Origin of the sequence: Ohtaekwangia kribbensis (assembly GCF_042676245.1) — a bacterium.
GTDB classification, from domain to species: Bacteria; Bacteroidota; Bacteroidia; order Cytophagales; family Cyclobacteriaceae; genus Ohtaekwangia; species Ohtaekwangia kribbensis.
The window spans coordinates 440471-463429 of sequence record NZ_JBHTKA010000016.1; the positions used below are offsets into that span (position 1 = coordinate 440471).

The following is a 22959-nucleotide window of genomic DNA, read 5'->3' on the forward strand; positions in this document are numbered from 1 at the left end:
AAAGTTTTAGATATGACAACCAAGAAACTTAATATACTCTCGATATTCTTTTCGGTAGCAGCCTGTGCAGGATTTTTCTGGGCATGTGATGATGAAGACGTCTACCCGGAAACACGACTATTCCGTCCGGTGCTTACCGAAGATCTGCGCGCTGAAGGTAACTCCATCATCGTGAACATGGGCAGCATGAAACGTGCGGTGTCCTATACGTTGGAAGTGAGCCGCGATACGTTCAAAACAATCGACTATACCATTCAATCCGATACAAGCTATATAGTGCTCAACGATGAATCGTTGAAGGGTGATCCGTTGTTCTGGAATACACTGTACCAGATACGTGCTACTGCGCATGCCGAGAAAGCTGAGTATGACAGCAAGCTGTCCGATCTCGGCAGTGTACGTACCGATCGCTTCCCTACTATTTTGAATTTACCGGAGAGTTATGATGTTACCGATGTGGCAGCACGCGTTACGTGGACTGTGGCCGGTGCTAAAGTAACAGCCATCAAACTCTTTGCTGCTACCGACCTGAAGCTCACAACACCGCTGGGAGAGATATCTGTATCCGAAGAAGATCAGAATGACGGTGAAGCCATTGTTACTAGTCTCACACCGTCAACCGGATACCAGATTGCCATCTATAGTGATGAGACACTTCGCGGCTGGGCCGACTATAAAACACTGGTACAGGATATAGATCCTGCATCGGCTGGTGTAATTGATCTTCGTGATGCCACCGATCCACAGGCCGTAGCAACTGCAGTTGCGGGTGCAGCTGATGGCGCCATTATACTGGTGAAACGCGGTGTCTCATTTGATCTCCCCACAACAGCGCTGAACAAATCCATTACCATTCGTGCAGCCTATGGCTTTGGTGCGCAGAAGGCTCGCCTGTATACTACTACCAACTGGAATATAGCAGGCGGATCAACGATTGATCACATTCATTTCATCGGTCTCGAATTGCGGGGAGACGATTATGGCGGTGACTATATTTTCAATCCTTCATCTAATGATATATCTGTCAATGAAGTTGTCTTTAACGATTGCGAGATCGGTACGCTGCGTGCCATCATGCGTATTCGGGGTACCAATGTAGTGGTAAACAATTTCGTGATCACAAATTCTGTTGTTGACAGTCTGGGCAGCTACGGTATATTTACTACCGATACTGATCCGAATGCTTCCAACCCGACAGCGCGTGTTAACAATATCGTGTTGCAAAACAGTACCTTCAATAAACTGCAGGCTGGTATTACTTCACGGAACAACTCGCAATCTATCCTCATCGAGGGATGTACCTTTGCAAACCTGGTGCAAGCCGGAAGCAGTAACTATATATTCCGGTACCGCGGAGGAAGCGGCAACAATGATGTTGCCAATGGTATATCGATTCGCAATTCAATCTTTGGACATGGATGGGATGAGGCTGGTACCAAAGTATATTCCATTCGTGGAAAAGAAGGATTGCCGAACACATCGGTTGAACTCGTAAACAATTATAGTACATCGGATTTCTCATTCATCGCTACGTATGAGATCGCAGGATTCCCGGTAGGTAATTATGCAAATGGACAGGATGCACTGTGGACAAATGTGGCGAATAACAATTTTAACTTCAAGGATGGTGGTTTTGCCGGACGATTCGATACCGGTGATCCACGCTGGAGAGTGAAACTATAGCAAGCCCTGCGCTAACGTGCAATAAACATGTACCCGGTGTGGCCGGAAGGTCACACCACTTTTAAAAAACAGCAGATGTATATATATACTTTTTTTCGTACGGTTCGCTCGGGTATACTGGTGGCCGCGTGTGCTATAGGCATGTGTTGTTCAGGAGCGGATGCAGACCCCAACGGCAACACGGATACCGAACCTGAAAAGCCAATACAAGTTGTAGAAGATGCTTACGCTTTTCCCGGAGCGGAAGGCTTCGGGCGCAACGCTACGGGTGGGCGCGGAGGCAAAGTTCTATTTGTTACCAACCTGAACGATGCCGGTGAAGGAAGTTTGCGTGCTGCTGTACAAGCCAGTGGTGCGCGCTATATTTTATTTAAAGTATCGGGAACAATCGCGTTGAAATCCAGCATCAACATTTCCAATGGAGATGTTACCATTGCCGGGCAAACCGCTCCGGGCGATGGTATATGTTTAAAAAATTACCCGGTAAACATCAGTGCCGATAATGTTATTATCCGCTATATGCGTTTTCGCATGGGCGATGAAGCCAAACAGGAAGCCGATGCAATTGGCAGTCGCTTTCATAAGAACATAATCATTGATCATTGTTCCATGAGCTGGTCAACGGATGAATGTGTTTCGCTTTACGCCAATGAAAATACAACGGTGCAATGGTGTATCATTTCAGAGAGTCTTCGTAACTCGGTGCATGACAAAGGAGCTCATGGCTATGGAGGTATATGGGGTGGTAAATATGCATCGTTCCATCACAACCTGGTAGCGCATCATGATAGTCGCAATCCGCGACTCGGTGAAGAAGCCGGTAAAGCATTTGCACTTACCGATCTGGTTGATCTTCGTAACAACGTCATTTACAACTGGGGCAATAACAGTTGCTATGGTGGTGAAGCGATGAACGTGAACATTGTGAACTGCTACTATAAACCTGGTCCTGCTACAGTAAAAAAGGAGCGCATTATCTCCATTGATAAGAATAAAAATGAAGGCACTGAAGTATATAATATCTGGGGCAAGTTTTACATTGACGGAAACTACATAGAAGGAAGCACGCGCGCCACTGCTGATAATTGGACATACGGAGTATATAACCAGTTTCACAACAGCTATGGCACAGTATCGGATACTGATAAGGGAGCCATGAAAAAGAGCGAGCCGCATCCCATCGGTAACAATGTAACTACGCATACCGCTACCGTAGCGTACGATCGCGTGCTTGATTATAGCGGAGCATCCTTAAAACGTGATACTATCGATTTGCGCGTAATCGACAACGTACGCAAGCGTGAATTTTCATTTCCCGGTTCGAATGGAAGTACGAATGGTATCATCGATACACAAAGCGATGTAGGCGGATGGCCGCTGTTAAATTCATCAACGGCTCCGGTAAATACATCCGGTGATGGTATACCGGATGAATGGAAAATTGGGCACAAACTCGATCTCGCCAGGGCACAGGCAAACGGCCGCGATCTGAGCACGGCTTATGATAATATAGAAGTATATATAAATGATCTCGTTCGGACGATCACCGAATCGCAGAACAAATAGACAACGTGAGAATGATAAAGTATTGGACAAGTATAGTTTTATTGGGAATCACCCTGACGGGATTTGGACAAGAGCATAAGCCACTGGCATTTCCCGGTGCCGAAGGATTTGGTAAATATACTACAGGCGGCCGCGGAGGAAAAGTATATATTGTTACCAACCTCAACGATAGTGGTCCGGGAAGTTTACGTGAAGCCATCAGTGGCAAAGAAGCGCGTACGATAGTATTTGCTATATCTGGCACGATTGCACTGGAGTCACCACTGTTTATTAATAATGGCGATGTTACCATTGCCGGCCAATCTGCCCCGGGCGAAGGTATATGTCTGAAAAATTATCCTGTAACCATTCAGGCCGATAATGTTATTGTGCGATACCTGCGTTTCAGACTGGGTGATGAAAAAGGACAAGAGGCCGATGCCTTTGGAGGTACCAAAGGAAAAAGTAATATCATCATCGATCATTGCTCGATGAGTTGGGCTACCGATGAGTGCGCATCATTTTATCGCAACAGGAATTTTACGCTGCAATGGTGCATCATATCAGAGAGTCTCAATCATTCTATACATCAGAAAGGTGATCATGGATACGGTGGTATATGGGGAGGAGAGAAGGCAACGTTTCATCACAACCTCATTGCCAATCACACCAGTCGCATGCCTCGCTTTAGCGGCTCATCAACTACACCAAACGCTGCAGACGAACTTGTTGACTTTCGGAACAACGTGATTTATAACTGGAGAACAAACAACACGTATGGCGGTGAAAAGGGACGCTATAACGTAGTGAATAATTATTATAAACCTGGTCCCGCTACTTCGCCCAAAAAGATATGGATGGTGGATCCCACGCCACCATACGGGCAGTTCTATATACATGGAAATTGTCTCGAAGGAAATACACAAGTCTCAAAAGATAACTGGAATGGCGGCATGCGATATAAACAGGCAGACTCTGCGCGCATGCAGCAGCCTTTTGCTATTGAGACAATCGAAGTACAGTCCGCCGAAGACGCATTTATACAGGTATTGAAAAATGCCGGGGCGAGTTATCGCAGAGATATAGTAGACAAACGGATTGTGGAGGAAGTAAAGACCGGTAAATCCGTCAGCGGAAAAGAACAAAATGGAATTATCGATTCACCCAAAGATGTAGGTGGATGGCCGGTATTAAAATCAGAACCTGCACCAGCAGATAAAGATACCGATGGTATACCGGACGATTGGGAGGCAAAACATAAACTTGATCCTGCCAACGAAGCGGATGGAGTAAGCTATACATTGTCGAAGTCCTATACCAATCTCGAAGTATATTTAAATGAACTGGTAAAGCAGTGAGAACTGCTTTTTTTAAAGACGGTCTGTGCAATCGATTGCTTAATAAAAGGAAATGAAACCTAAAGCTATATATACCCTTAAAGACTAACACATGGAAAAATGAAAGCAGTGAGAAACGAATGAGACGATGAAGATATGAGGGAAGGGAACGTGTGAACATCCATGTACTGAAGACGCATGAGAACCCACATAAAAATAATCGTTATGAAAAACAAACTAGTTATCCTCATCCTGATGTTGATGGCAATTCAAGGATTTGCACAGTCAACGCTATATGTAGCACCTGGTGGTTCTGCCAGTAATGCCGGTACGATAAGTTCTCCTACAACCCTGGAGAAAGCGATCACCACCATAGCCGCAGGTGGAACGATCTATATGCGCGGTGGCACCTATAATTACTCGGCTTCCATTGTTATACAACGCGGTAACGATGGCAGCTCCGGTTCAACCAAAAAGATATTTGCCTATAACAGCGAAGTGCCAGTGTTGAATTTCTCCGGACAAAGCGTAGGCACTTCCAACCGAGGTATTGTACTCGATGCGCTATACTGGCATATAAAGGGTCTCATCATTGAGAAGGCTGGTGATAACGGCATGCTGCTGTCGGGTAATAACAACACCATTGAGAGCTGCATCTTTCGTGGCAACAGCGACAGCGGATTACAACTCAGTCGCTATAATACTTCCTATACTAGCATCAGTCAGTGGCCTGCGAACAATTTAATTCTGAATTGTGAAGCGTATGATAACAAAGACCCTGACAACGAAGATGCCGATGGCTTTGCTGCCAAGCTTACGAGTGGTACAGGCAATGTTTTCAGAAACTGTGTGTCACACCACAACATTGATGACGGCTGGGATTTATATACCAAAACCGATACAGGTCCCATTGGTGCTATACTGCTTGAGAATTGTATAGCGCACAGCAACGGTACACTTACCACCGGTGGTACATCGGGCAATGGCGATAAGAACGGGTTCAAACTGGGCGGTGAAGATATATCTGTCAACCACATGGTGCGCAGATGCATAGCGTTTAACAACGGTCAGCACGGATTTACCTATAATCGTAACCTGGGCACAATTGAAATGACCAACAACACTGCGTATAATAACACAGAACGTAATTTTAATTTTGATGGCGGTACTTCTACTTTTAAAAACAACCTCTCGTATTTCTCAAGTTCACATACCAATGATCGTATTGTTGGTACACAATCCGGTACAACCAATGCCTTCTGGACAAACAATGCGTCTGCAAACTTCTCGGTAAACAGTGCAGACTTTGTAAGCCTCACACCGGGAGCCAACGCAAGTCCTACGGCAAATGGTTTTCTGAACCTTGCCTCCGGCAGCGACCTGATCAACGCAGGTGCTACATCTACCGGTATAACGTACAATGGTTCCGCTCCGGATATAGGCGCGATCGAATCAGGCAGCACCACTACACCAACATCGTATAGCCTTACCGTTAACATCAGTCCGTCAGCAGGAGGAAGTGTCTCACGCAGTCCGAACAATACAACCTATACGGCAGGTACCGTAGTAACGCTCACGGCTACACCTGCGAGCGGCTATACCTTTAGCGGCTGGAGCGGTGCTGCAAGTGGTACATCTGCATCTACTACCGTTACTATGAATGCAAACCAGACTGTAACAGCAACTTTCACAGCATCTACCGGTACACCGGAGATCGTGTTAAGTTCAACAGCCGGTAACGCACAGGTAGCTTTGAATTGGACAGTAAGTAATATTACATTGACCGGACAGGAAGTATACCGCGATACAGATTCTGATCCGGCAGGTCGTACACGCATCGCGACAGTATCTGCCAGCACAAGAAGCTATACCGATACTACACCCGTCAATGGAACAACGTATTATTATTGGATCAAAGGTATCACCAGCACGACATCCTATAATTCAAATGCAGCGCAGGCAACGCCACAAGGCAGCAGCGGTACAGCAACCATTCGCCTGGAAGAAGCGGAGACACCGACATCCGGTTATTGCAGCGCAGACGGATCTCGCCAAAGCAGTTATAGTGGTGCCAGTAATGGATACTATATTAACCTTTCAAACTCTTCGGCAAAGGGTATAAACTGGAACGTTAGTGCGCCATCATCGGGATCGTACACACTTACGTGGCGTTATGCCAATGCCGGGTCAAGCAGTGCCACAACGGCACGGCTACTGGTAAATGGTTCGGTTGTATCGTCTAGTGTGCCGTTCCCGAAAACCAGTGCATGGACAACATGGACAACCACTACGGCAACGGTAAGTCTACCGACAGGAGCCAGTACGATTCGTTTGGAGACAAGTGTAGCGGCAGAATTCGCGAATATAGATTGGATGGAAGTAACCGGAAACAGTCCGGCAGCAGCAGCGTGTAGCGGAAGCGCGAGACTGGCTGTTGAAGATGATGAGGTATTTAATGGCGCTGATTTCAAAGCGTATCCTAATCCATCCAACGGTAGGGTTACTGTACGTTTTGAACTTGAACGGCCGGCTCCTGTCAGCGTAGTAGTGTATAATACACTCGGACAGGCAGAGGTTACATCGCCCGCAAAAGTATATGAAGCAGGAACGCACGAGATGAATGTATCGGTAGGCACCGGAAAGGGAACCTATATTATGGCATTAAAGCGTGGACACCAGACAACCCGGAAGCGGATTGTAGTAGAATAGTATAAATTGAAAGTAAAAAATGAAGGTACAGGATGCAAGAGTGGGTAGAATCCTATACCTTCATTTTTCTTTGAAACAGAAACAGTAAATGGAAATGAAGCAGGTTTTTCAGGTAACTTTTTTAGGAGCTTGTATTTTATTTTTTAACAACGCACAGGCACAGCAGCCCGAAGCAAAGAACTATATATCCAAAGTGTGGGTGTCTGATCTGGGGAATGGATCATACAAGAACCCCGTGCTCAATGCAGATTACTCTGATCCGGATGCATGCCGCGTAGGAGATGATTTTTACCTGGTGGCCTCAAGCTTCGATGCTATACCGGGATTGCCGATCCTGCATTCAAAAGACCTGGTTAACTGGGCCATCACCGGTCATGCACTGAAGCGCCAGCCTCCTTTTGAACATTTTGAAAAGACACAACACGGTAATGGTGTATGGGCACCAGCCATTCGTTATCATAACCATGAATTTTATATATACTATCCCGATCCGGACTTCGGTATATATATGACCAAAGCTAAACAGGCGGCTGGTCCGTGGAGTGAGCCAATACTGGTGGAAGCCGGTAAAGGTCTGATCGATCCATGTCCGCTGTGGGATGAAGATGGAAAGGTATACCTGGCGTATGCCTACGCGGGGAGCCGTGCCGGTATAAAAAGTATTATCGCGATAAAGCAATTGAACGCAGAAGGATCTGCAACCCTCGATGAAGGTAAACTGGTATACGATGGGCATACAACGGATCCAACCATTGAAGGACCGAAACTCTATAAGCGAAACGGATACTACTATATATTTGCTCCGGCCGGTGGCGTTTCTACCGGGTGGCAGCTTGTGCTGCGATCGAAGAGTATATATGGACCGTATGAACGCAAGGTTGTGATGGATCAGGGAACCACTTCGATAAACGGTCCGCATCAGGGCGCATGGGTTGATACACCGAATGGCGAACATTGGTTTTTACATTTTCAGGACAAAGGTGCGTACGGTCGCGTAGTACATCTGCAACCAATGAAGTGGGTAAACGATTGGCCTGTGATTGGTATCGATAAAGATGGCAATGGTAACGGTGAACCCGTGCTTACCTATAAGAAACCCAATGTCGGAAAGGTATACCCGGTAGCAACACCTGTGGACAGCGATGAATTTAACGATGTTGTACTGGGACGTCAATGGCAGTGGCAGGCTAATCCTAAAGCAACATGGTCGTTCATGAATGTAACCCAGGGAGCGTTGCGTTTATACTCGGACAAGATTCCCGGAGAAGCAAAGAATAACTGGGATGTTCCGAACATACTTCTTCAGAAATTTCCGGCTGATGAATTTATAGTGACAACGAAATTTACCTTCGCACCAAATGAAAAACTGCAAAGTGAAAAGACGGGGCTGATTGTGATGGGACAAAGCTATGCATCGCTTGCTTTGAAGCATTCAAAGGAAGGTATATACCTGGTATATACAACGTGTAAAGATGCAGCGAAGGGAAGTGCCGAAACGGAAAAGATATTGACGAAGGTGAGCGATGCAACCATTTATGCCCGCGTTACGGTTCGTAAGGGTGCTGTATGTAAATTCAGCTATAGCACCGATGGTAAACAGTTTGAGACAGTGAACGAAGATTTTCAGGCTGAAGCCGGTCGGTGGATCGGGGCAAAGGTTGGACTTTTCTGTACGCGTACCTCGCAGATCAACGATTCGGGGTTTGCAGATTTTGATTGGTTCCGTTTCGAGCCTGTACAATAAATTAAAATGTATGCAGCAGATGAAGTATCTTATAGCGTTTAGTGTTGTTGTAACGCTGCTGTTGGCGAATACCCGTATAGCCTCGGGACAGACGGTTTACAAAGACAAATATACCGTAGCGCAAGATGGAAGCGGAGATTATAAAACACTGCAGGAGGCAATCAATGCCTGCAAGGTATTTCCGGATGGCAGGATCACAATTTACCTCAAACCCGGTATATATCGAGAAAAGGTAGAAGTATACTCCTGGACTAATAAAATTTCATTGTTAGGAGAAGATGCTGCTACTACCATTATCTCATTCGATGATTATTCAGGTAAGGGATCGCACAATACATTTACTTCTTATACTGTAAAAGTTATAGGCGATGATTTTTATGCCGAGAATATAACGTTTGAGAATGCTGCCGGTCCTGTAGGACAAGCTGTAGCGCTGCATGTAGAAGGCGACCGTTGTGTCTTTAAAAATTGCAGGTTTCTGGGTAACCAGGATACGATCTATACCGGAGGTGATAGCAGTCGTCAGTACTTCAGTCATTGCTATATAGAAGGAACAACCGATTTTATCTTCGGAGCAGCAACAGCTGTATTTGAAGATTGCACGATACACAGCAAGAAAAACTCATACGTAACAGCAGCGTCTACGCCAGAAGGTAAGCTATACGGATATGTATTCCTCAACTGTAAACTCACAGCAGCACCAGAAGCAACCAAAGTATATTTAGGGCGTCCGTGGCGGAACTATGCCAAGACAGTTTTTGTGAACTGCGAACTGGGCGAACATATACTGCCGGAAGGCTGGCACAACTGGAGCAAACCGGATGCAGAGAAGACGACACTCTATGCTGAGTATAATTCTTCAGGTAAAGGTGCCAACGCAGCAGCACGCGTGCCGTGGTCGCACCAGCTCAATAAAAAAGAAGCACAGCTCTATACAGTTAATAAAATATTGGCAGGTACGGACGGATGGAACGGGGCGATAAAATCAAGATAATCATGCGTAGATGTATATTTATATTGATACTGGTATTCCCGATGTTTTTACAGGCGCAGGTAAAATATGATTTTACGGTAGCTGCCGATGGCACCGGTACATTTCGCACGGTACAGGAGGCGATTAATGCCGTTCCTGATTTCAGGAAGAATCAAACGACCATTTATATCCGGAATGGTATATATAAAGAGAAGCTGGTGTTGCCCACGTGCAAGACGAATGTGAAGTTTGTCGGTGAAGATGTGATGAAGACAATATTGACATTCGATGATTTTGCACAGAAGAAAAATCGCTTTGGCGAGGAGATGGGTACAACGGGTTCATCGAGTTTTTTTGTTTTCGGAGATGATTTCACTGCGGAGAATATCACGTTCGAGAATTCCGCTGGTGCTGTAGGACAAGCCGTTGCTGTACGCATTGATGGCGATCGCGTAACATTTCGGAACTGCAGGTTCCTCGGGAATCAGGATACATTATATCCGCACGGAGAAAAAAGCAGGCAATACTATAAAGATTGTTATATCGAAGGAACCGTAGATTTTATATTTGGTTGGTCTACTGCCGTGTTTGATGGTTGCACAATTTTCTGCAAGTCGAATGGTTATGTAACGGCGGCCTCTACATTGCAGGAGACTCCCTATGGATTTGTATTCATCAACAGTAAAATTACCGGGAGTGCTGCGGAAGGTTCATTTTATTTGGGACGACCATGGAGACCTTTTGCTAAGACAGTTTTTGTAAATTGCTACCTCGATAAACAGATCAAACCGGAAGGCTGGCATAATTGGGACAAGAAAGATGCAGAGAAGACAGCTTACTATGCCGAGTATAAATCGAAAGGACCAGGTGCCGATGATAAAGCACGCGTAAGCTGGTCGCACCAGTTAACGGATGAAGAGGTGAAGGCATTTACGGTCGAGAAGATTTTTGGAGATTGGGGAGTCGTTGTCCGTTAATCGTTATCCGTGCATGCACTTTTAACGTTGTGTCTCCTTCGTGTTCTGTGCAATTGGATTTTGAAATAGTAACTATAAATATATACACATGCCGGTTTTACGAGCGAAGGATGCAGTGATTACAAAAGTTAAGGATGGTGTCGAAAGAAGACTGATTTACACCAACGACCTGATGACAGCAGTTATTGATTTTAGCAATGGCCCCTGGAGCGAGCCGGAGCCTCCGCATTATCATGTGCATGAACAAACTACTTATGTAGCAGAAGGGGAGATTATCTTCTTTTGTGAAGGTGAACCCGATCAACGTTTACGTGCCGGTGATATGTTCAGCGTCCCATCGAATAAAAAACATACCATCCAGTTACTTACCAAACACGTTCGCCTTATCGACAGTTTTAATCCGATACGACAGGAATTCATTTCTTGATATGCGTGCCGCGGTTGTCATTTTTCTTCTGGGTATAAGTTGCCTTACAGCAAAAGGTCAGAAGCTATATAGTGTTTTTGACTGGAAAGCCGAATATACACTAAACACATACCTGCTTCAGCAGGTACACGGGCAGTATGATGCCAGAAGGAAAACTTTGCAGCAGGCGCTTCAATCACGCGAAGGCATGCTGGCCTATCGTGAAGAATGCAAGGCTCGGTATAAAAAAATACTGGGCGAATTACCAGCGAAGACAAGTCTCAGTACAAAAGTAGTTGGTGTCATAAAACAGAACAGGTATCGTATTGAGAAGATTGTCTACGAAAGTATACCGGGACATCATGTTACGTCCAATCTATATATACCAGAAGGTAAAGGCCCCTTTCCTGCAGTGCTGTTGTTTTGCGGGCACGAACAGGAATCAAAAGCAACCGAGTCGTACCAGAAAACGGCAATCCTGTTTGCACAGCATGGCTTTGTTGTATTTGTCATTGACCCGATATCACAGGGCGAACGTCATCAGGTTACAGATAAAGATGCAAAACCTGTTACACGCGGAGGTACCACCGAGCACACACTGGTGAACGCAGCTGCCAATCTTGTCGGCAGTGGAGCAGTAGCCTATGAGTTGTGGGACAATGTTCGTGGATTGGACTATCTCGTTACGCGACCCGAAGTGGATAAAGAACGAATTGGTTGTCTTGGTAATTCCGGAGGCGGTACACAAACCACATACTATATCGCATTTGACGAACGTATAAAGGTGGCAGCTCCGTGCAGCTTCATCGCGCGTAGAGAACGAAACCTGGAGTTGATGGGCGCAAGCGATGGTTGTCAGCATATACCGTATGAAGGCAGCGAACAACTGGAGATCAGCGACTTCCTCATTGCCTTTGCGCCCAAGCCTCTGTTAATACTCGCAGGACGTTATGACTTTGTTGACTATACCGGTGCAGAAGAAGTATATAACGAGTTGAAGCAAGTATATTCTGTTTTGAACAAGCCGGACCAGGTAAGTCTTTTTACAGTCGAAGATGGTCATGGAATATCCAGGCCAAAACGTGAAGCTGCTGTACAATGGTTTTGCAAGTGGCTATATGCAAAAGATGAACCAGTAACAGAAGGATCGTTAATCACGCTTTCACAAAAGGAATTGAACTGCACCGTGAGCGCACAGGTAAACGGTGATTTTAAAAATGAAGTAAATGATATCGCCCGTGCATCCGCAGTCGCGCGGATGTTGCAGCAAAAGCGCTTGTCTCTGTCGCTTGCTGAAAAAGTAAGAACAGCTTTGCGGATTGCACCACTAGAAAGTGCTGTTGTTGTAGAGGACAAGAGCATCGTTCAACGGGAGGGCTATACGGTTCATAAATCCATTGTTAGGAAGGAGGGTGAGGTTCCGCTTCCCGTATTAACGGTTTACCCTGAAGGGGAAGTTCGCGAAACGATTCTGTGGCTACACGAACAGGGCAAGCAAAAGATAGCCGATAGCACTGTACTGATAAAAGAGTACCTGGCGCGTAGCTATGCCGTTGTAATGGCCGACCTGCGCGGGCTGGGAGAGATGAAAGACCCCGCTTCATTCAATGACGCCAAATACTATAACCAGGAGTATCGCAATGCTATGATTGCCCTGCATGTTGGAAAGCCATTAGTGAGTCAGCGAACGATAGATGTTATTACCCTGGCAGACTATATCTATCAACAGGAACGATTGTCTAAAAGTAATATACATATTATGGCGAACGGTATTGCTGCATTGTCGGTTTTGCATGCTGCCGTTCTCGACAGCCGGTTGAAGAAGCTTACGATATCGCAGTTGTTGCCATCGTTCACAGCTATCTATACCGATCCTACACGGTTGAATTGGTATTCATCGGTTGTTCCAAATGTGCTTGCTTATTATGATATACCCGATCTTGTTGCCTATTTAAAAGATCGCGGTGCAATGGCTAATCCCTAAAATGAAAAAGCCCTGCCGGATAAGCAGAGCTTTTCATGCTTTAAATTATAGTCTCGATTTTAGCTAACAGTAATTTCTTTTTTGCCGATCAGGGGTACATCAATCGAGGATTGCTTCTTTGCAGCTTTTTTATTCTTCTTTTTCTTTTCTTTGCTCAGGCGGTTTATCCAGAGTATAGTTCCTGTAATTGGGAATGTTACACCAGCTATACAGGCGAGAAATGCTATAATTCTTCCTGCCGTGCCACCGATGGAACCTACGTGTATCGGGTAAAATATACCGCGTACACGTTGCCCGAGATTTCGATCTTTATAGAGGGCAGTTCCCAGCAGTTTGCCGGTATATTGATCGAAGAAATATTGATCCGATGCTTTCTCATGAACCGGATCGATCGGCATCACCGTAACGGCATACGCAGCCGTTGAATCTTTAGGTTTATTAACGGTATAAAAAACAGCATTCGGAACCTGGTGCTGTGCAATCTCCAGTATCTGATCTATACCCATAGGAGCTGTGCTGGCAGCAACTGATATAGGAGGCTCGGGGCGTTTGTTCTCCGTTCCGGTTATCCAATATATACCATTGTTGAACCACTCGAACGACCAGGCAAGGCCGGTAAATGCAAAGGCAAACAGAAATATAGCGGTATAGAAACCAATCACTACGTGCAGGTCGTGGTTGATGCGTTTCCATCCCGCCCATTTTAAGGTAAGATGCTGTTTCAGTTTTGCCTTCGTCTTCGGCCACCAGAGAATGATGCCGGTAATCAGGATGAAGAGGAATATAGATGTACTGATGCCTACAATGAGTTTACCAACGTCACCCGCCAATAACCAGCGATGCAGTGAGAACATGGTAAAGAAGAATGAGTTTCGATGGGTATATAAACTGATGACTTCACCGGTATATGGATTTACGAACGCCTGGCTTCCGCCTCCTCCGCCTTTACCAGCTTCCGGTTTTTTGCCTTCGCCTTTTTTGCCACCCTCTTTTTCAGAGGATTTTTTGTCTTCGCGTTTCTTCTGTCCGTCACGATTACCTTTTTCTTTTTTCTCTTCACTGTACGATAGCTCCAGAGACCGGGTGGGGTCGCTATATACTTTGGCACTGGTAACCGATATACCTTTTACATTCTTTTGGAGCGCAGTAGCTGCGTCATCAATCGATACACGTTTCTCACCGGGTGCTACTGTATATCGCTCCGGGTATATATACATCTGCAACTCTTTTTCAAACACAAGCGTGGCGCCTGTAAAGCACACAATCATAATCACAATGCCGGCCGCCAGACTCAGGTACAGGTGAATGTTTCTCCAGAAATTTTTCATCAGCAATTTTTTAAGTTACGAGCTGTGTGTTAAAATTTTTAGTGTGTGCGGGAGTGAGGTATTCCTTCAAGGTTCGATCATATTAAAAACACAGAACCACCTGGTGTCAGGTGGCTTGTGAATTTATACTATCGTGATTGTAATTACCATTTATAACTTACCGTTGCGGAGAACATGCGTGGTGCGATCGGGTTCACGCTGTTGTCATCGTGTACGTTATAGCTGAGTTCGTTCAACAGGTTTGATACTTTTACGCGAAGTGAAACCTGTTGTAAGGTATAACCTGCTGAAAGATCGAACAGGAAGTAATTCGGTATCTCCATCAGTTTATACGTATCGTTTGCTACGGTTGTACGTGTTGATCTTCCGGCTACGCGATCACCAACGTAAAATGTAGTGAAGCCGAGATTGAAGTTTTTCAGAACATTGTCTGCGAAAGTATAGTATACGCTGGCGTTAGCGGTGTGTTGCGGGTTGTAACGCAGACGGCTGTTATTAATATACTGTGAGCTTTCTGTATAGCGTGTGTCGTTGTAACTGTAACCAGCGATTACCGATATACCATTGATCGGTTTGCTCATAATATCTAACTCAAGACCTTTGCTGGTAACTTCACCGGCAAGCTCCTGCGGGTTAGACTGATTAACCGCATCTGCAGGTATAGGCAGTACAGATTGCGCCAGATTGCTGTTCACAATGCGGTAAGCTGTTATGTTAGCAGAAAGAAGTCCTTTCAGGAATTCGTTCTTGATACCAACTTCGTATTGATCAATAACAGAAGGAGCGAGGCGTTGATTGTTCACATCAAGACCGGTGTTAAGCGTAAAGGAGTTTGCATAGCTGGCAAATACAGACATCTCTTTCAACGGCTGATATACCAGTCCTACTCGTGGACTAAAGGCATCGTCATACGTTTCATTATTGCCCGTGCCTGATTCCATATAGCTATAGCGGAGTCCTGCGAGCAATTTTACTTTTTCAACAACCGTGATAAGATCCTGTACATATACACCTACACGGGTAAGCGGGTTTTCGGTAATCGTATTCAAGCGTATAGCCGGTATATCGGTGCGTTGCTGATAGCGCGACAGATCATATATATTGATGGTATCATATACGTTCTTGTTCCCCAATGCTGCATTCTCGTAAACATAGGCAAGTGCTTTGTTTGTATACTTATCGTTATCAGCACCTACCAATACCTGGTGTTTGATGGAACCGGTTGAAAATTTACCCGTAAGATTTACCTGTGCTATATAGTAGTCCTGATCAGTACCCGAACGTTGCAAACCTCTTACCCAGCGTCCGTCAGTAGCTACAAATTGTCCTGATGCATTCGGACGAGTTGTTCCATACTGATCGTTGTAATATCCCTGGTAAGATCCCAATACGTTGATAGACCAGTTGCTGTTCAGTGCATGGTTAATGGTTACCGTAGCACTTTTCTGTTCAGCTTCATAGTACGACCAGCTGGCTCCGAGAAAACGGCTGCGTGGTATATTTGCAATTTCGTAGTTGATCGCTCCTGTACCATAATCGAGTGTGCGGTTGTCTTTCAGGTAATCTCCTTCAATAACGATCTCTGTATTTTTACCAGCTTTTACCAGGAACGAAGGATTGAAATATATACGGTCGGATTTTACTTCATCGCGGAAGCTTCTTGCATTTTCATAACTGGTGTTGATGCGATAAGCAACTTTGCTGCTGTTGTTTACAGATCCATATATATCCAGTGAAGGTTTATAGTAATCATAGCTGCCTGTACGGAATGATATCTCGCCACCGTCTTGGAATTTAGGTTTCTTGGTAACAAGGTTCAGCACACCACCAGCTGTTACGTTTCCAAACAGAATCGCGGCACTTCCTTTTAGTACTTCTACGCGTTCCAGTCCGCTTATCTCCGGCATCACACCGTTGTTATAGCGAACACCGTTTTTAAATGTATTGCTGCTTCCGTAGCTAAAGCCACGTCCTGCTATTTCTTCCTGTACACCCCCGGTGGTTCCCATCAGGTATATACCGCTGGTGTTAGCCAGTACATCGCTGAGGCGACCTACCTGCTGGTTTTCCAAAACGGTTTTATCAATCACAATTATACTTTGCGGAAGATCCATTGGTTTGATACCGGCCTTGCCGATCTCCACCGTTTTTTCATTCAGGCTTCGCGTATCGCTTACCACAATCTCTGCGAGTTGTTCAGAGCTTTCGGATAAGGAGAAATCAACTACCGTGGTTTCGTTGGCCGTAACTTCGACTTGTTTTTCCTGCGGTTGGAATCCTACAAAAGAGGTGATGAGGGTGTAGCTTCCTGCCTTCACATTTTTGAGCGTAAAAGAGCCATCTTCTGCAGTGATGGTTCCCTTGTTATTCTCTTTCAAGGCCACATTAACAAAGGCAGCGGGTTGCCCATCGCTCGTTTTAACAAAACCTTTTACAGTACCTTGCTGGGCCAGGGCAGCAATGCTAACGATACTGAAAATCAATACAATAAAGACCTTGCCGGTAGAGGTAGCAATCATAATTTATTTAGACTTATTTTAAACAGTACAAATGTATATCTCTGTTTAGAATAAGTACAAATAAGAAAGGGGATTAATTTATAATCCCCTTTCTATAGCACTTTTGGTGTGTTTTGACTACAAAGATACTCCCCTCTTCCATGGTATGAAGTCGTCCTGGTTCAGCTCGACAGCTTTTGCGGTTACGCGTCCGCTGGCCACTTCGATGATAAAATCAAGAATATCTTCACCTTCCTGCTCAATGGTTTTTTCACCGGATATGATACCGCCGGTGTTATAGTCGATGATGTCCGGCATGCGCTGGGCAAGCTTGGTGTTGGTTGCAATCTTGATTACCTGTGATACCGGGTTGCCCGTAGGTGTACCAAGGCCTGTTGTAAAGAGAATGATCTGTGCACCGGAGCCTGTAGTACCTGTAGTACTTTCAACATCGTTACCAGGAGTGCAAAGTAAATTTAGTCCTGGCTTTTTGATATACTCTGCATATTGCAACACATCGGCTACCGGGGCGTTTCCTCCTTTTTTAGCTGCACCTGCTGATTTGATAGCATCCGTGATCAGGCCATCTTTAATGTTACCGGGTGATGGGTTCATATCAAAACCTGAACCTACTGCCTCGGCAGCATTTGAATAGGTGCGCATTAATTTGATAAAGAGTTCTGCAGCGCTGTCTTCTTCACAACGGTTGATCAGTTCCTGTTCAACACCACACAATTCAGGAAACTCTGAAAGTATAGTGCTACCTCCCAGGGTAACGAGTACATCTGATGTATGTCCTATAGCAGGGTTTGCAGATATACCGGAGAAACCATCCGAGCCACCACACTTCAAACCTACTACAAGTTTACTGAGTGGCGCGGGTTTACGCTCGATCTTGTTTGCTTCGATAAGCTCGAAGAAAGTTTTCTGTATAGCTTGTGTGAGTAACTCTTGCTCTGTACCGGATTGTTGTTGATCAAGAATGATCACCGGCTTGGTGCCTTTCGGATCAAGTGTCTGAAGTTTCTCACGCAGTGTTTTGATCTCTGCATTCTGGCATCCAAGACTTAATATAGTAGCACCCGCTACGTTCGGGTTGTGAATATACCCTGCAAGCAACGCACACAGTGTTTGTGAATCCTGGCGTGTACCACCACAACCTCCCTGGTGCGTCAGGAATTTTATACCATCTATATTTTTGAAGATGCGTGAGTGACCGTTTTCAGCAGCAGGTTGAAAAGATATAGAAGAGATTTTATCCGTCTTTCCTTCTTTATACAGACTTACCAGTTCGTGAACGTAGTTCTTGTAAGCATCCGGTTTGCTGAAGCCGAGTTCTTCGATAAAGGCTTTGCTGATTACTTCAACGTTTCTGTTTTCACAGAACACCAGCGGTATAACCAGCCAGTAGTTTGCTGTACCTACCTGTCCATCGGCACGGTGATAGCCCATGAATGTTTTGTTCTTGAACTTCGAAACATCCGGCGGAGTCCATTGATAGGTTTTTGTTCTGCCAGAGTATGGAGCAGCTTTGTGCTTGATGTTGTGCGTACCAATAACACCACCTTCCTTAATAGGAGAGAGTGCCTTGCCCACCACGGTTCCGTACATAATTACTTCTTCTTCGGGCTGAAGCGGTTTCTCCAGGAATTTGTGTTTGGCCGGTACATCGTCTACCAGGGTGAGTGATCCACCATTGAGCGTTAGCTTTTCTCCGGCTTTGAGGTCTGTTAATGCTACATAAACATTATCAGACGGATGAATTTTTAGAAATCTGTTTGACATATTGATAAATCGCGTATCTTGCGCAATCGATTGCGCAATTTACACAGTTTTAATATTAAAGCAAGGGACGAAATTAATATAATTAATCATGCACCGCAGCGAAACAATAACGCTTCAGAAACTAAAATCTACTATCAGCAGAAACGGCATGCTTCCTTTTTTTAATCATCAGAATATAGACTGTGTGCTGGAGGTTATGAAGATTTTAAAACGTTGCGAGTGCGATGTGTTTGAATTCACACACCAGCGCGATGCGCGCGGTATACGCATGTTTGCCTGGCTGGCCGATCGTGCTAAAGAACTTGGTATTACCATGGGAGCCGGTACGATACTCGATGCATCGCAGGCAAACCGCTATATACGGGTCGGTGCTCAATTTATAGCATCTCCGTTTCTGCACGAAGATGTGGCGCAGGCCTGTCATGATAACGATGTCTTGTGGATACCCGGATGCACAACCTTAGCCGATGTACAACAGGCAACGGCATGGGGTGCGACTGCGGTAATGATTATACCCGGTAATATTCTCGGACCGGACTTTGTAAAACAAGTTGTTACCATTCATCCGGAACTCATGTGTATACCTTCCGGTGGTGTTACCGTGGCGAAAAATAATATCGGGAGCTGGTTTGATGCAGGTGCTTTATGTGTTAGGTTGGGTGACGCATTGTTTACACGCGAAGATGTGGCGGTGAAAGATTGGGGAAAAATAGAGAGCAATGTTTTCCATGCGTTTCAGGGAGTCAAGCAATTAAAATCGTCTATCCTAAGAACCAAATCGATCAGCATCTAGCATGGCTACAGTTCCTATTGTTACAGCATTACTCTCTTATGGAATGTCGGGCGAAGTATTTCACGCCCCACTCATTGCCGCACATCCACAGTTTCAACTCCATACAATCGTACAACGCAACAGTACACATGCCACCCAACGGTATCCGCAAGTGCGTGTGGTTGATCGTGTTGAAAAAGTATTTCAGGATGATGCGATAGAACTCATTGTAGTAAACACGCCCAACGACACGCATACCGATTTTGTAACGCGGGCACTCGAAGCCGGTAAACATGTTATTGTTGAGAAACCGTTTACCGTTACGGCCGCAGAAGCCGATCAACTTATCGCACTCGCTAAAAAGAAAAATAAAATACTCACGGTATTTCAGAACAGACGGTGGGATGGCGGCTTTCTCACGGTAAAAAAAATACTCGATAATAATTTAATAGGTAAGATGGTAGAGCTGGAAGTACACTACGATCGCTTCCGAAACTATATACAACCTGCTACCTGGAAAGAAGAAACCGGCAGAGGTACCGGTATACTATATAACCTCGGGTCGCACATGCTCGATCAGATCATTTTGCTGTTTGGATTTCCACGCGAAATAGATGCACGCATCGGTATACAACGCCCCGGAGGAAAAGTGGATGATTACTATGATATACGTTTACAGTACAACGGCTTTCATATTATAGTCAAGTCAAGTTACCTCGTGCGCGAACAAGGCCCGCAATATATACTGCATGGCACAGAAGGTTCGTTTGTGAAGTATGGTATAGATCCGCAGGAGCAGGCATTGAAAGAAGGAAAGACACCTGGCACGAGTGGCTGGGGCACCGAAGATAAACAATACTGGGGCAAGCTCAATACATCAATACAAGGTATACATGTAGAGGGCGTGATCGAAACACTGCCGGGCGATTACCTGGCTTTTTATCAAAACATATACGAGGTGATCCGGCAGAATAAACCACTGGCGGTTAAACCGGAAGAATCGCGCGAAGTGATCCGGTTGATCGAACTATGTTATGAAAGTAATCGCACACGTCAAACTGTTAAACTCTAAATCGAATCCCATGTATATTCAAGATATATTCAATCTTCAAGGTAAAGTAGCCGTTGTAACCGGGGGAACCGGTGTATTGGGAAGTGCCATGAGTAAAGCACTCGCCAAAGCAGGAGCAAGCGTAGTTATACTCGGAAGAAGAAAAGAAGCTGCCGATGCATTGGCAGACGAAATAAAAAAAGCAGGCGGTACAGCAACAGGTGTTTCTGCCGATGTACTGAATGAACAACAACTAAAGGACGCCAGAAAAATTATTACCGACCAATACGGAACAATTGATATACTGGTAAACGGTGCAGGTGGAAACATGCCGGGCGCCACTATACTTCCCGATAAAAGTTTTCTGGATCTCAAGATCGATGACTTTCAAAAGGTAGTCGACCTTAATCTTACCGGCACGGTTTTACCATCACAAGTATTTGGTGAAGTTATGGTGACGAAACGCCAGGGTAACATCATCAATATATCTTCCATGACATCGTTTCGTCCACTGACACGCGTGGTGGGATACTCGGCAGCCAAAGCAGCCATCAGCAATTTAACGCAGTGGCTGGCGGTGGAGATGGCTAAAAAGTTTGGTGAAGGTATACGCGTGAATGCTATAGCCCCCGGATTCTTTTTAACCGAACAAAACCGAACATTGCTTACAAATACCGATGGAAGTCTTACACCTCGCGGAGAGTCAATTATTCGCAGCACACCGTTCGGTCGCTTCGGACAGGCCGATGAATTGAACGGTACATTGATATGGTTATGCTCCGATGCTTCGAAATTTGTATCGGGAATTGTGGTGCCGGTGGATGGCGGGTTTAGTGCATTTACAGGGGTGTAGAAGTGGGGAGGTCCGAAAGTCGGGAAGATGGGAAGCCCGGAAGTAGAGTGGAGTTGGGGGAGATGTGCGGTGGACGGAAGAGAAGGAAGAATTGATAGGTAACAATTAGTAAGGATATAGTTTGATATGTAGTTAGTGTGCTGGGTTAGTATCTGTCGTTGTAGATATATACTTCAAAAACGAGTACAGCTTCAGAAGTAAAGCATGGCAAAAAAACTTCCGGTCTTTCGGAATTCCCGACTTTCGGACTCTTCTCCGACTCTCGGTCTCCGCCTCCGGACTTAAAAAGAAATAAGGAATGAACAAAAAAGTAATCACCTTCGGAGAAATCATGTTACGGCTCTCTACTCCGGGGTTTGCACGGTTTACGCAGGCTGAAAGTTTTAAAGCACTGTATGCAGGATCGGAAGCAAATGTAGCAGCATCACTCAGTCACTTTGGTATACCAACGGCTCATGTTACGCGCTTTCCGGAGAATGATCTGGGCAAGGCCGCAACGCAAACACTGAAGCGCTACGGTGTGGATACACGCTACATTGTATATGGTGATGAACGCATGGGACTATATTTCCTGGAGAACGGTTCCATGCAACGAGCTTCACGCATTGTATACGATCGTTTCAATTCTGCCTTCGCACATATAAAGCCGGGCATGATCGATTGGACAGAGGTGCTGAAAGATGCCGCTTGGTTTCACTGGACGGGTATAACTCCGGCTATATCGCAAGGTGCTGCCGATGTTTGTAAAGAAGCTATAGCCGCAGCACGCAAAATGAACATCACCATCTCGGGCGATATAAACTACCGGAGAAATCTCTGGCAGTATGGAAAAACGGCTCGTGATATTATGCCTGCACTCATTGAATCCACGAATGTGATTATAGCCGGCATTACCGATATGGAAAATTGTGTAGGTATATCTGGTGCCACGTTTGAAGAGGCATGCAAGGCATTCAAACAGGCTTATCCATCAACTACTAAAATATCTACTACACTGCGCGATTCTATAAGTTCATCGCATAACCGACTTACCGGTTTGCTATGGAACGGCAAAGAGCTACTGCAATCACAGGAGTATGATATGCCGAACATTGTAGATCGTGTAGGCGGAGGCGATGCCTATATGGCGGGCTTGATCTATGGTATACTTACCTCCAAGACCGATGCAGCCACGGTTGAGTTTGCAACGGCAGCCAGTGTGCTCAAACACTCCATCGAAGGTGATGTTAACTTAGTAACGGCCGATGAAGTAGAGCAACTGGTAAAAGGCGAAAATGTAGGCAAACTACTACGATAGTAATAGGACACAAGTTA

Annotated in this window: 16 protein-coding genes; 13 read left to right on the forward strand and 3 right to left on the reverse strand. The window is 45.3% G+C overall.

The genetic code is table 11. The features are described from left to right. Positions 1 to 12 precede the first annotated feature (12 nt). The 9 genes from ACFQ21_RS30260 to ACFQ21_RS30300 all read left to right on the forward strand — a co-directional run bounded on the left by ACFQ21_RS30260 (position 13) and on the right by ACFQ21_RS30300 (position 13358). Complete coding sequence (locus ACFQ21_RS30260) at positions 13 to 1683, forward strand: DUF5123 domain-containing protein (protein ID WP_377586558.1); 1671 nt, start codon at positions 13 to 15, stop codon at positions 1681 to 1683. A 27-nt stretch (positions 1684 to 1710) separates the two neighbouring features. Further along, entirely contained in the window at positions 1711 to 3249 is a 1539-nt protein-coding gene (locus tag ACFQ21_RS30265) for a pectate lyase family protein (RefSeq protein WP_377586560.1), read from the forward strand. An 11-nt stretch (positions 3250 to 3260) separates the two neighbouring features. Continuing rightward, positions 3261 to 4586: a pectate lyase family protein gene (locus ACFQ21_RS30270; protein WP_377586562.1), complete on the forward strand. Its 1326-nt coding sequence runs from the start codon at positions 3261 to 3263 to the stop codon at positions 4584 to 4586. Between the two features lie 204 nt (positions 4587 to 4790). Continuing rightward, on the forward strand, positions 4791 to 7274 hold the full coding sequence (locus ACFQ21_RS30275; protein ID WP_377586564.1) for an InlB B-repeat-containing protein: 2484 nt from the start codon (positions 4791 to 4793) through the stop codon (positions 7272 to 7274). 94 nt (positions 7275 to 7368) lie between these two features. Further along, entirely contained in the window at positions 7369 to 9018 is a 1650-nt protein-coding gene (locus ACFQ21_RS30280) for a glycoside hydrolase family 43 protein (protein WP_377586566.1), read from the forward strand. Between the two features lie 19 nt (positions 9019 to 9037). Continuing rightward, positions 9038 to 10012 carry a pectinesterase family protein gene (locus tag ACFQ21_RS30285; protein ID WP_377586568.1) on the forward strand — a complete coding sequence of 325 codons (975 nt, stop codon included), beginning with the start codon at positions 9038 to 9040 and terminating at the stop codon, positions 10010 to 10012. 2 nt (positions 10013 to 10014) lie between these two features. Further along, a complete protein-coding gene (locus ACFQ21_RS30290; protein ID WP_377586570.1) occupies positions 10015 to 10968 on the forward strand; it encodes a pectinesterase family protein in 954 nt (317 codons plus the stop codon). Between the two features lie 88 nt (positions 10969 to 11056). Further along, on the forward strand, positions 11057 to 11395 hold the full coding sequence (locus ACFQ21_RS30295) for a cupin domain-containing protein (protein ID WP_377586572.1): 339 nt from the start codon (positions 11057 to 11059) through the stop codon (positions 11393 to 11395). A 1-nt stretch (position 11396) separates the two neighbouring features. Next, a complete protein-coding gene (locus tag ACFQ21_RS30300) occupies positions 11397 to 13358 on the forward strand; it encodes an alpha/beta hydrolase family protein (protein ID WP_377586574.1) in 1962 nt (653 codons plus the stop codon). A 59-nt stretch (positions 13359 to 13417) separates the two neighbouring features. Here ACFQ21_RS30300 and ACFQ21_RS30305 read toward each other — a convergent pair whose 3' ends face one another. The 3 genes from ACFQ21_RS30305 to ACFQ21_RS30315 all read right to left on the reverse strand — a co-directional run bounded on the left by ACFQ21_RS30305 (position 13418) and on the right by ACFQ21_RS30315 (position 18969). After that, entirely contained in the window at positions 13418 to 14686 is a 1269-nt protein-coding gene (locus tag ACFQ21_RS30305) for a PepSY-associated TM helix domain-containing protein (RefSeq protein ID WP_377586576.1), read from the reverse strand. A gap of 143 nt (positions 14687 to 14829) precedes the next feature. Beyond that, positions 14830 to 17205: a TonB-dependent siderophore receptor gene (locus ACFQ21_RS30310; RefSeq protein WP_377586578.1), complete on the reverse strand. Its 2376-nt coding sequence runs from the start codon at positions 17203 to 17205 to the stop codon at positions 14830 to 14832. A 117-nt stretch (positions 17206 to 17322) separates the two neighbouring features. Continuing rightward, positions 17323 to 18969 carry a UxaA family hydrolase gene (locus tag ACFQ21_RS30315; protein WP_377586580.1) on the reverse strand — a complete coding sequence of 549 codons (1647 nt, stop codon included), beginning with the start codon at positions 18967 to 18969 and terminating at the stop codon, positions 17323 to 17325. Between the two features lie 148 nt (positions 18970 to 19117). Here ACFQ21_RS30315 and ACFQ21_RS30320 point away from each other — a divergent pair, with 148 nt between their 5' ends. The 4 genes from ACFQ21_RS30320 (at position 19118) to ACFQ21_RS30335 (ending at position 22942) form a co-directional block, all read left to right on the forward strand. After that, complete coding sequence (locus ACFQ21_RS30320; protein WP_377586668.1) at positions 19118 to 19762, forward strand: hypothetical protein; 645 nt, start codon at positions 19118 to 19120, stop codon at positions 19760 to 19762. A 1-nt stretch (position 19763) separates the two neighbouring features. After that, positions 19764 to 20813 carry an oxidoreductase gene (locus tag ACFQ21_RS30325; RefSeq protein ID WP_377586582.1) on the forward strand — a complete coding sequence of 350 codons (1050 nt, stop codon included), beginning with the start codon at positions 19764 to 19766 and terminating at the stop codon, positions 20811 to 20813. 10 nt (positions 20814 to 20823) lie between these two features. Next, positions 20824 to 21645, forward strand: coding sequence for an SDR family oxidoreductase (locus ACFQ21_RS30330; protein WP_377586584.1), 822 nt, complete (start codon positions 20824 to 20826; stop codon positions 21643 to 21645). 298 nt (positions 21646 to 21943) lie between these two features. Continuing rightward, positions 21944 to 22942 carry a PfkB family carbohydrate kinase gene (locus tag ACFQ21_RS30335; RefSeq protein WP_377586586.1) on the forward strand — a complete coding sequence of 333 codons (999 nt, stop codon included), beginning with the start codon at positions 21944 to 21946 and terminating at the stop codon, positions 22940 to 22942. Positions 22943 to 22959 lie beyond the last annotated feature (17 nt).

What these genes read in the sequence shown, in the direction of transcription:
- ACFQ21_RS30260 (WP_377586558.1), top strand. Translation starts at nt 13, where the DNA reads ATGACAACCAAGAAACTTAATATACTCTCGATATTCTTTTCGGTAGCA.
- ACFQ21_RS30265 (WP_377586560.1), top strand. Translation starts at nt 1,711, where the DNA reads ATGTACCCGGTGTGGCCGGAAGGTCACACCACTTTTAAAAAACAGCAG.
- ACFQ21_RS30270 (WP_377586562.1), top strand. Translation starts at nt 3,261, where the DNA reads ATGATAAAGTATTGGACAAGTATAGTTTTATTGGGAATCACCCTGACG.
- ACFQ21_RS30275 (WP_377586564.1), top strand. Translation starts at nt 4,791, where the DNA reads ATGAAAAACAAACTAGTTATCCTCATCCTGATGTTGATGGCAATTCAA.
- ACFQ21_RS30280 (WP_377586566.1), top strand. Translation starts at nt 7,369, where the DNA reads ATGAAGCAGGTTTTTCAGGTAACTTTTTTAGGAGCTTGTATTTTATTT.
- ACFQ21_RS30285 (WP_377586568.1), top strand. Translation starts at nt 9,038, where the DNA reads ATGAAGTATCTTATAGCGTTTAGTGTTGTTGTAACGCTGCTGTTGGCG.
- ACFQ21_RS30290 (WP_377586570.1), top strand. Translation starts at nt 10,015, where the DNA reads ATGCGTAGATGTATATTTATATTGATACTGGTATTCCCGATGTTTTTA.
- ACFQ21_RS30295 (WP_377586572.1), top strand. Translation starts at nt 11,057, where the DNA reads ATGCCGGTTTTACGAGCGAAGGATGCAGTGATTACAAAAGTTAAGGAT.
- ACFQ21_RS30300 (WP_377586574.1), top strand. Translation starts at nt 11,397, where the DNA reads ATGCGTGCCGCGGTTGTCATTTTTCTTCTGGGTATAAGTTGCCTTACA.
- ACFQ21_RS30305 (WP_377586576.1), bottom strand. Translation starts at nt 14,686, where the DNA reads ATGAAAAATTTCTGGAGAAACATTCACCTGTACCTGAGTCTGGCGGCC.
- ACFQ21_RS30310 (WP_377586578.1), bottom strand. Translation starts at nt 17,205, where the DNA reads ATGATTGCTACCTCTACCGGCAAGGTCTTTATTGTATTGATTTTCAGT.
- ACFQ21_RS30315 (WP_377586580.1), bottom strand. Translation starts at nt 18,969, where the DNA reads ATGTCAAACAGATTTCTAAAAATTCATCCGTCTGATAATGTTTATGTA.
- ACFQ21_RS30320 (WP_377586668.1), top strand. Translation starts at nt 19,118, where the DNA reads ATGCTTCCTTTTTTTAATCATCAGAATATAGACTGTGTGCTGGAGGTT.
- ACFQ21_RS30325 (WP_377586582.1), top strand. Translation starts at nt 19,764, where the DNA reads ATGGCTACAGTTCCTATTGTTACAGCATTACTCTCTTATGGAATGTCG.
- ACFQ21_RS30330 (WP_377586584.1), top strand. Translation starts at nt 20,824, where the DNA reads ATGTATATTCAAGATATATTCAATCTTCAAGGTAAAGTAGCCGTTGTA.
- ACFQ21_RS30335 (WP_377586586.1), top strand. Translation starts at nt 21,944, where the DNA reads ATGAACAAAAAAGTAATCACCTTCGGAGAAATCATGTTACGGCTCTCT.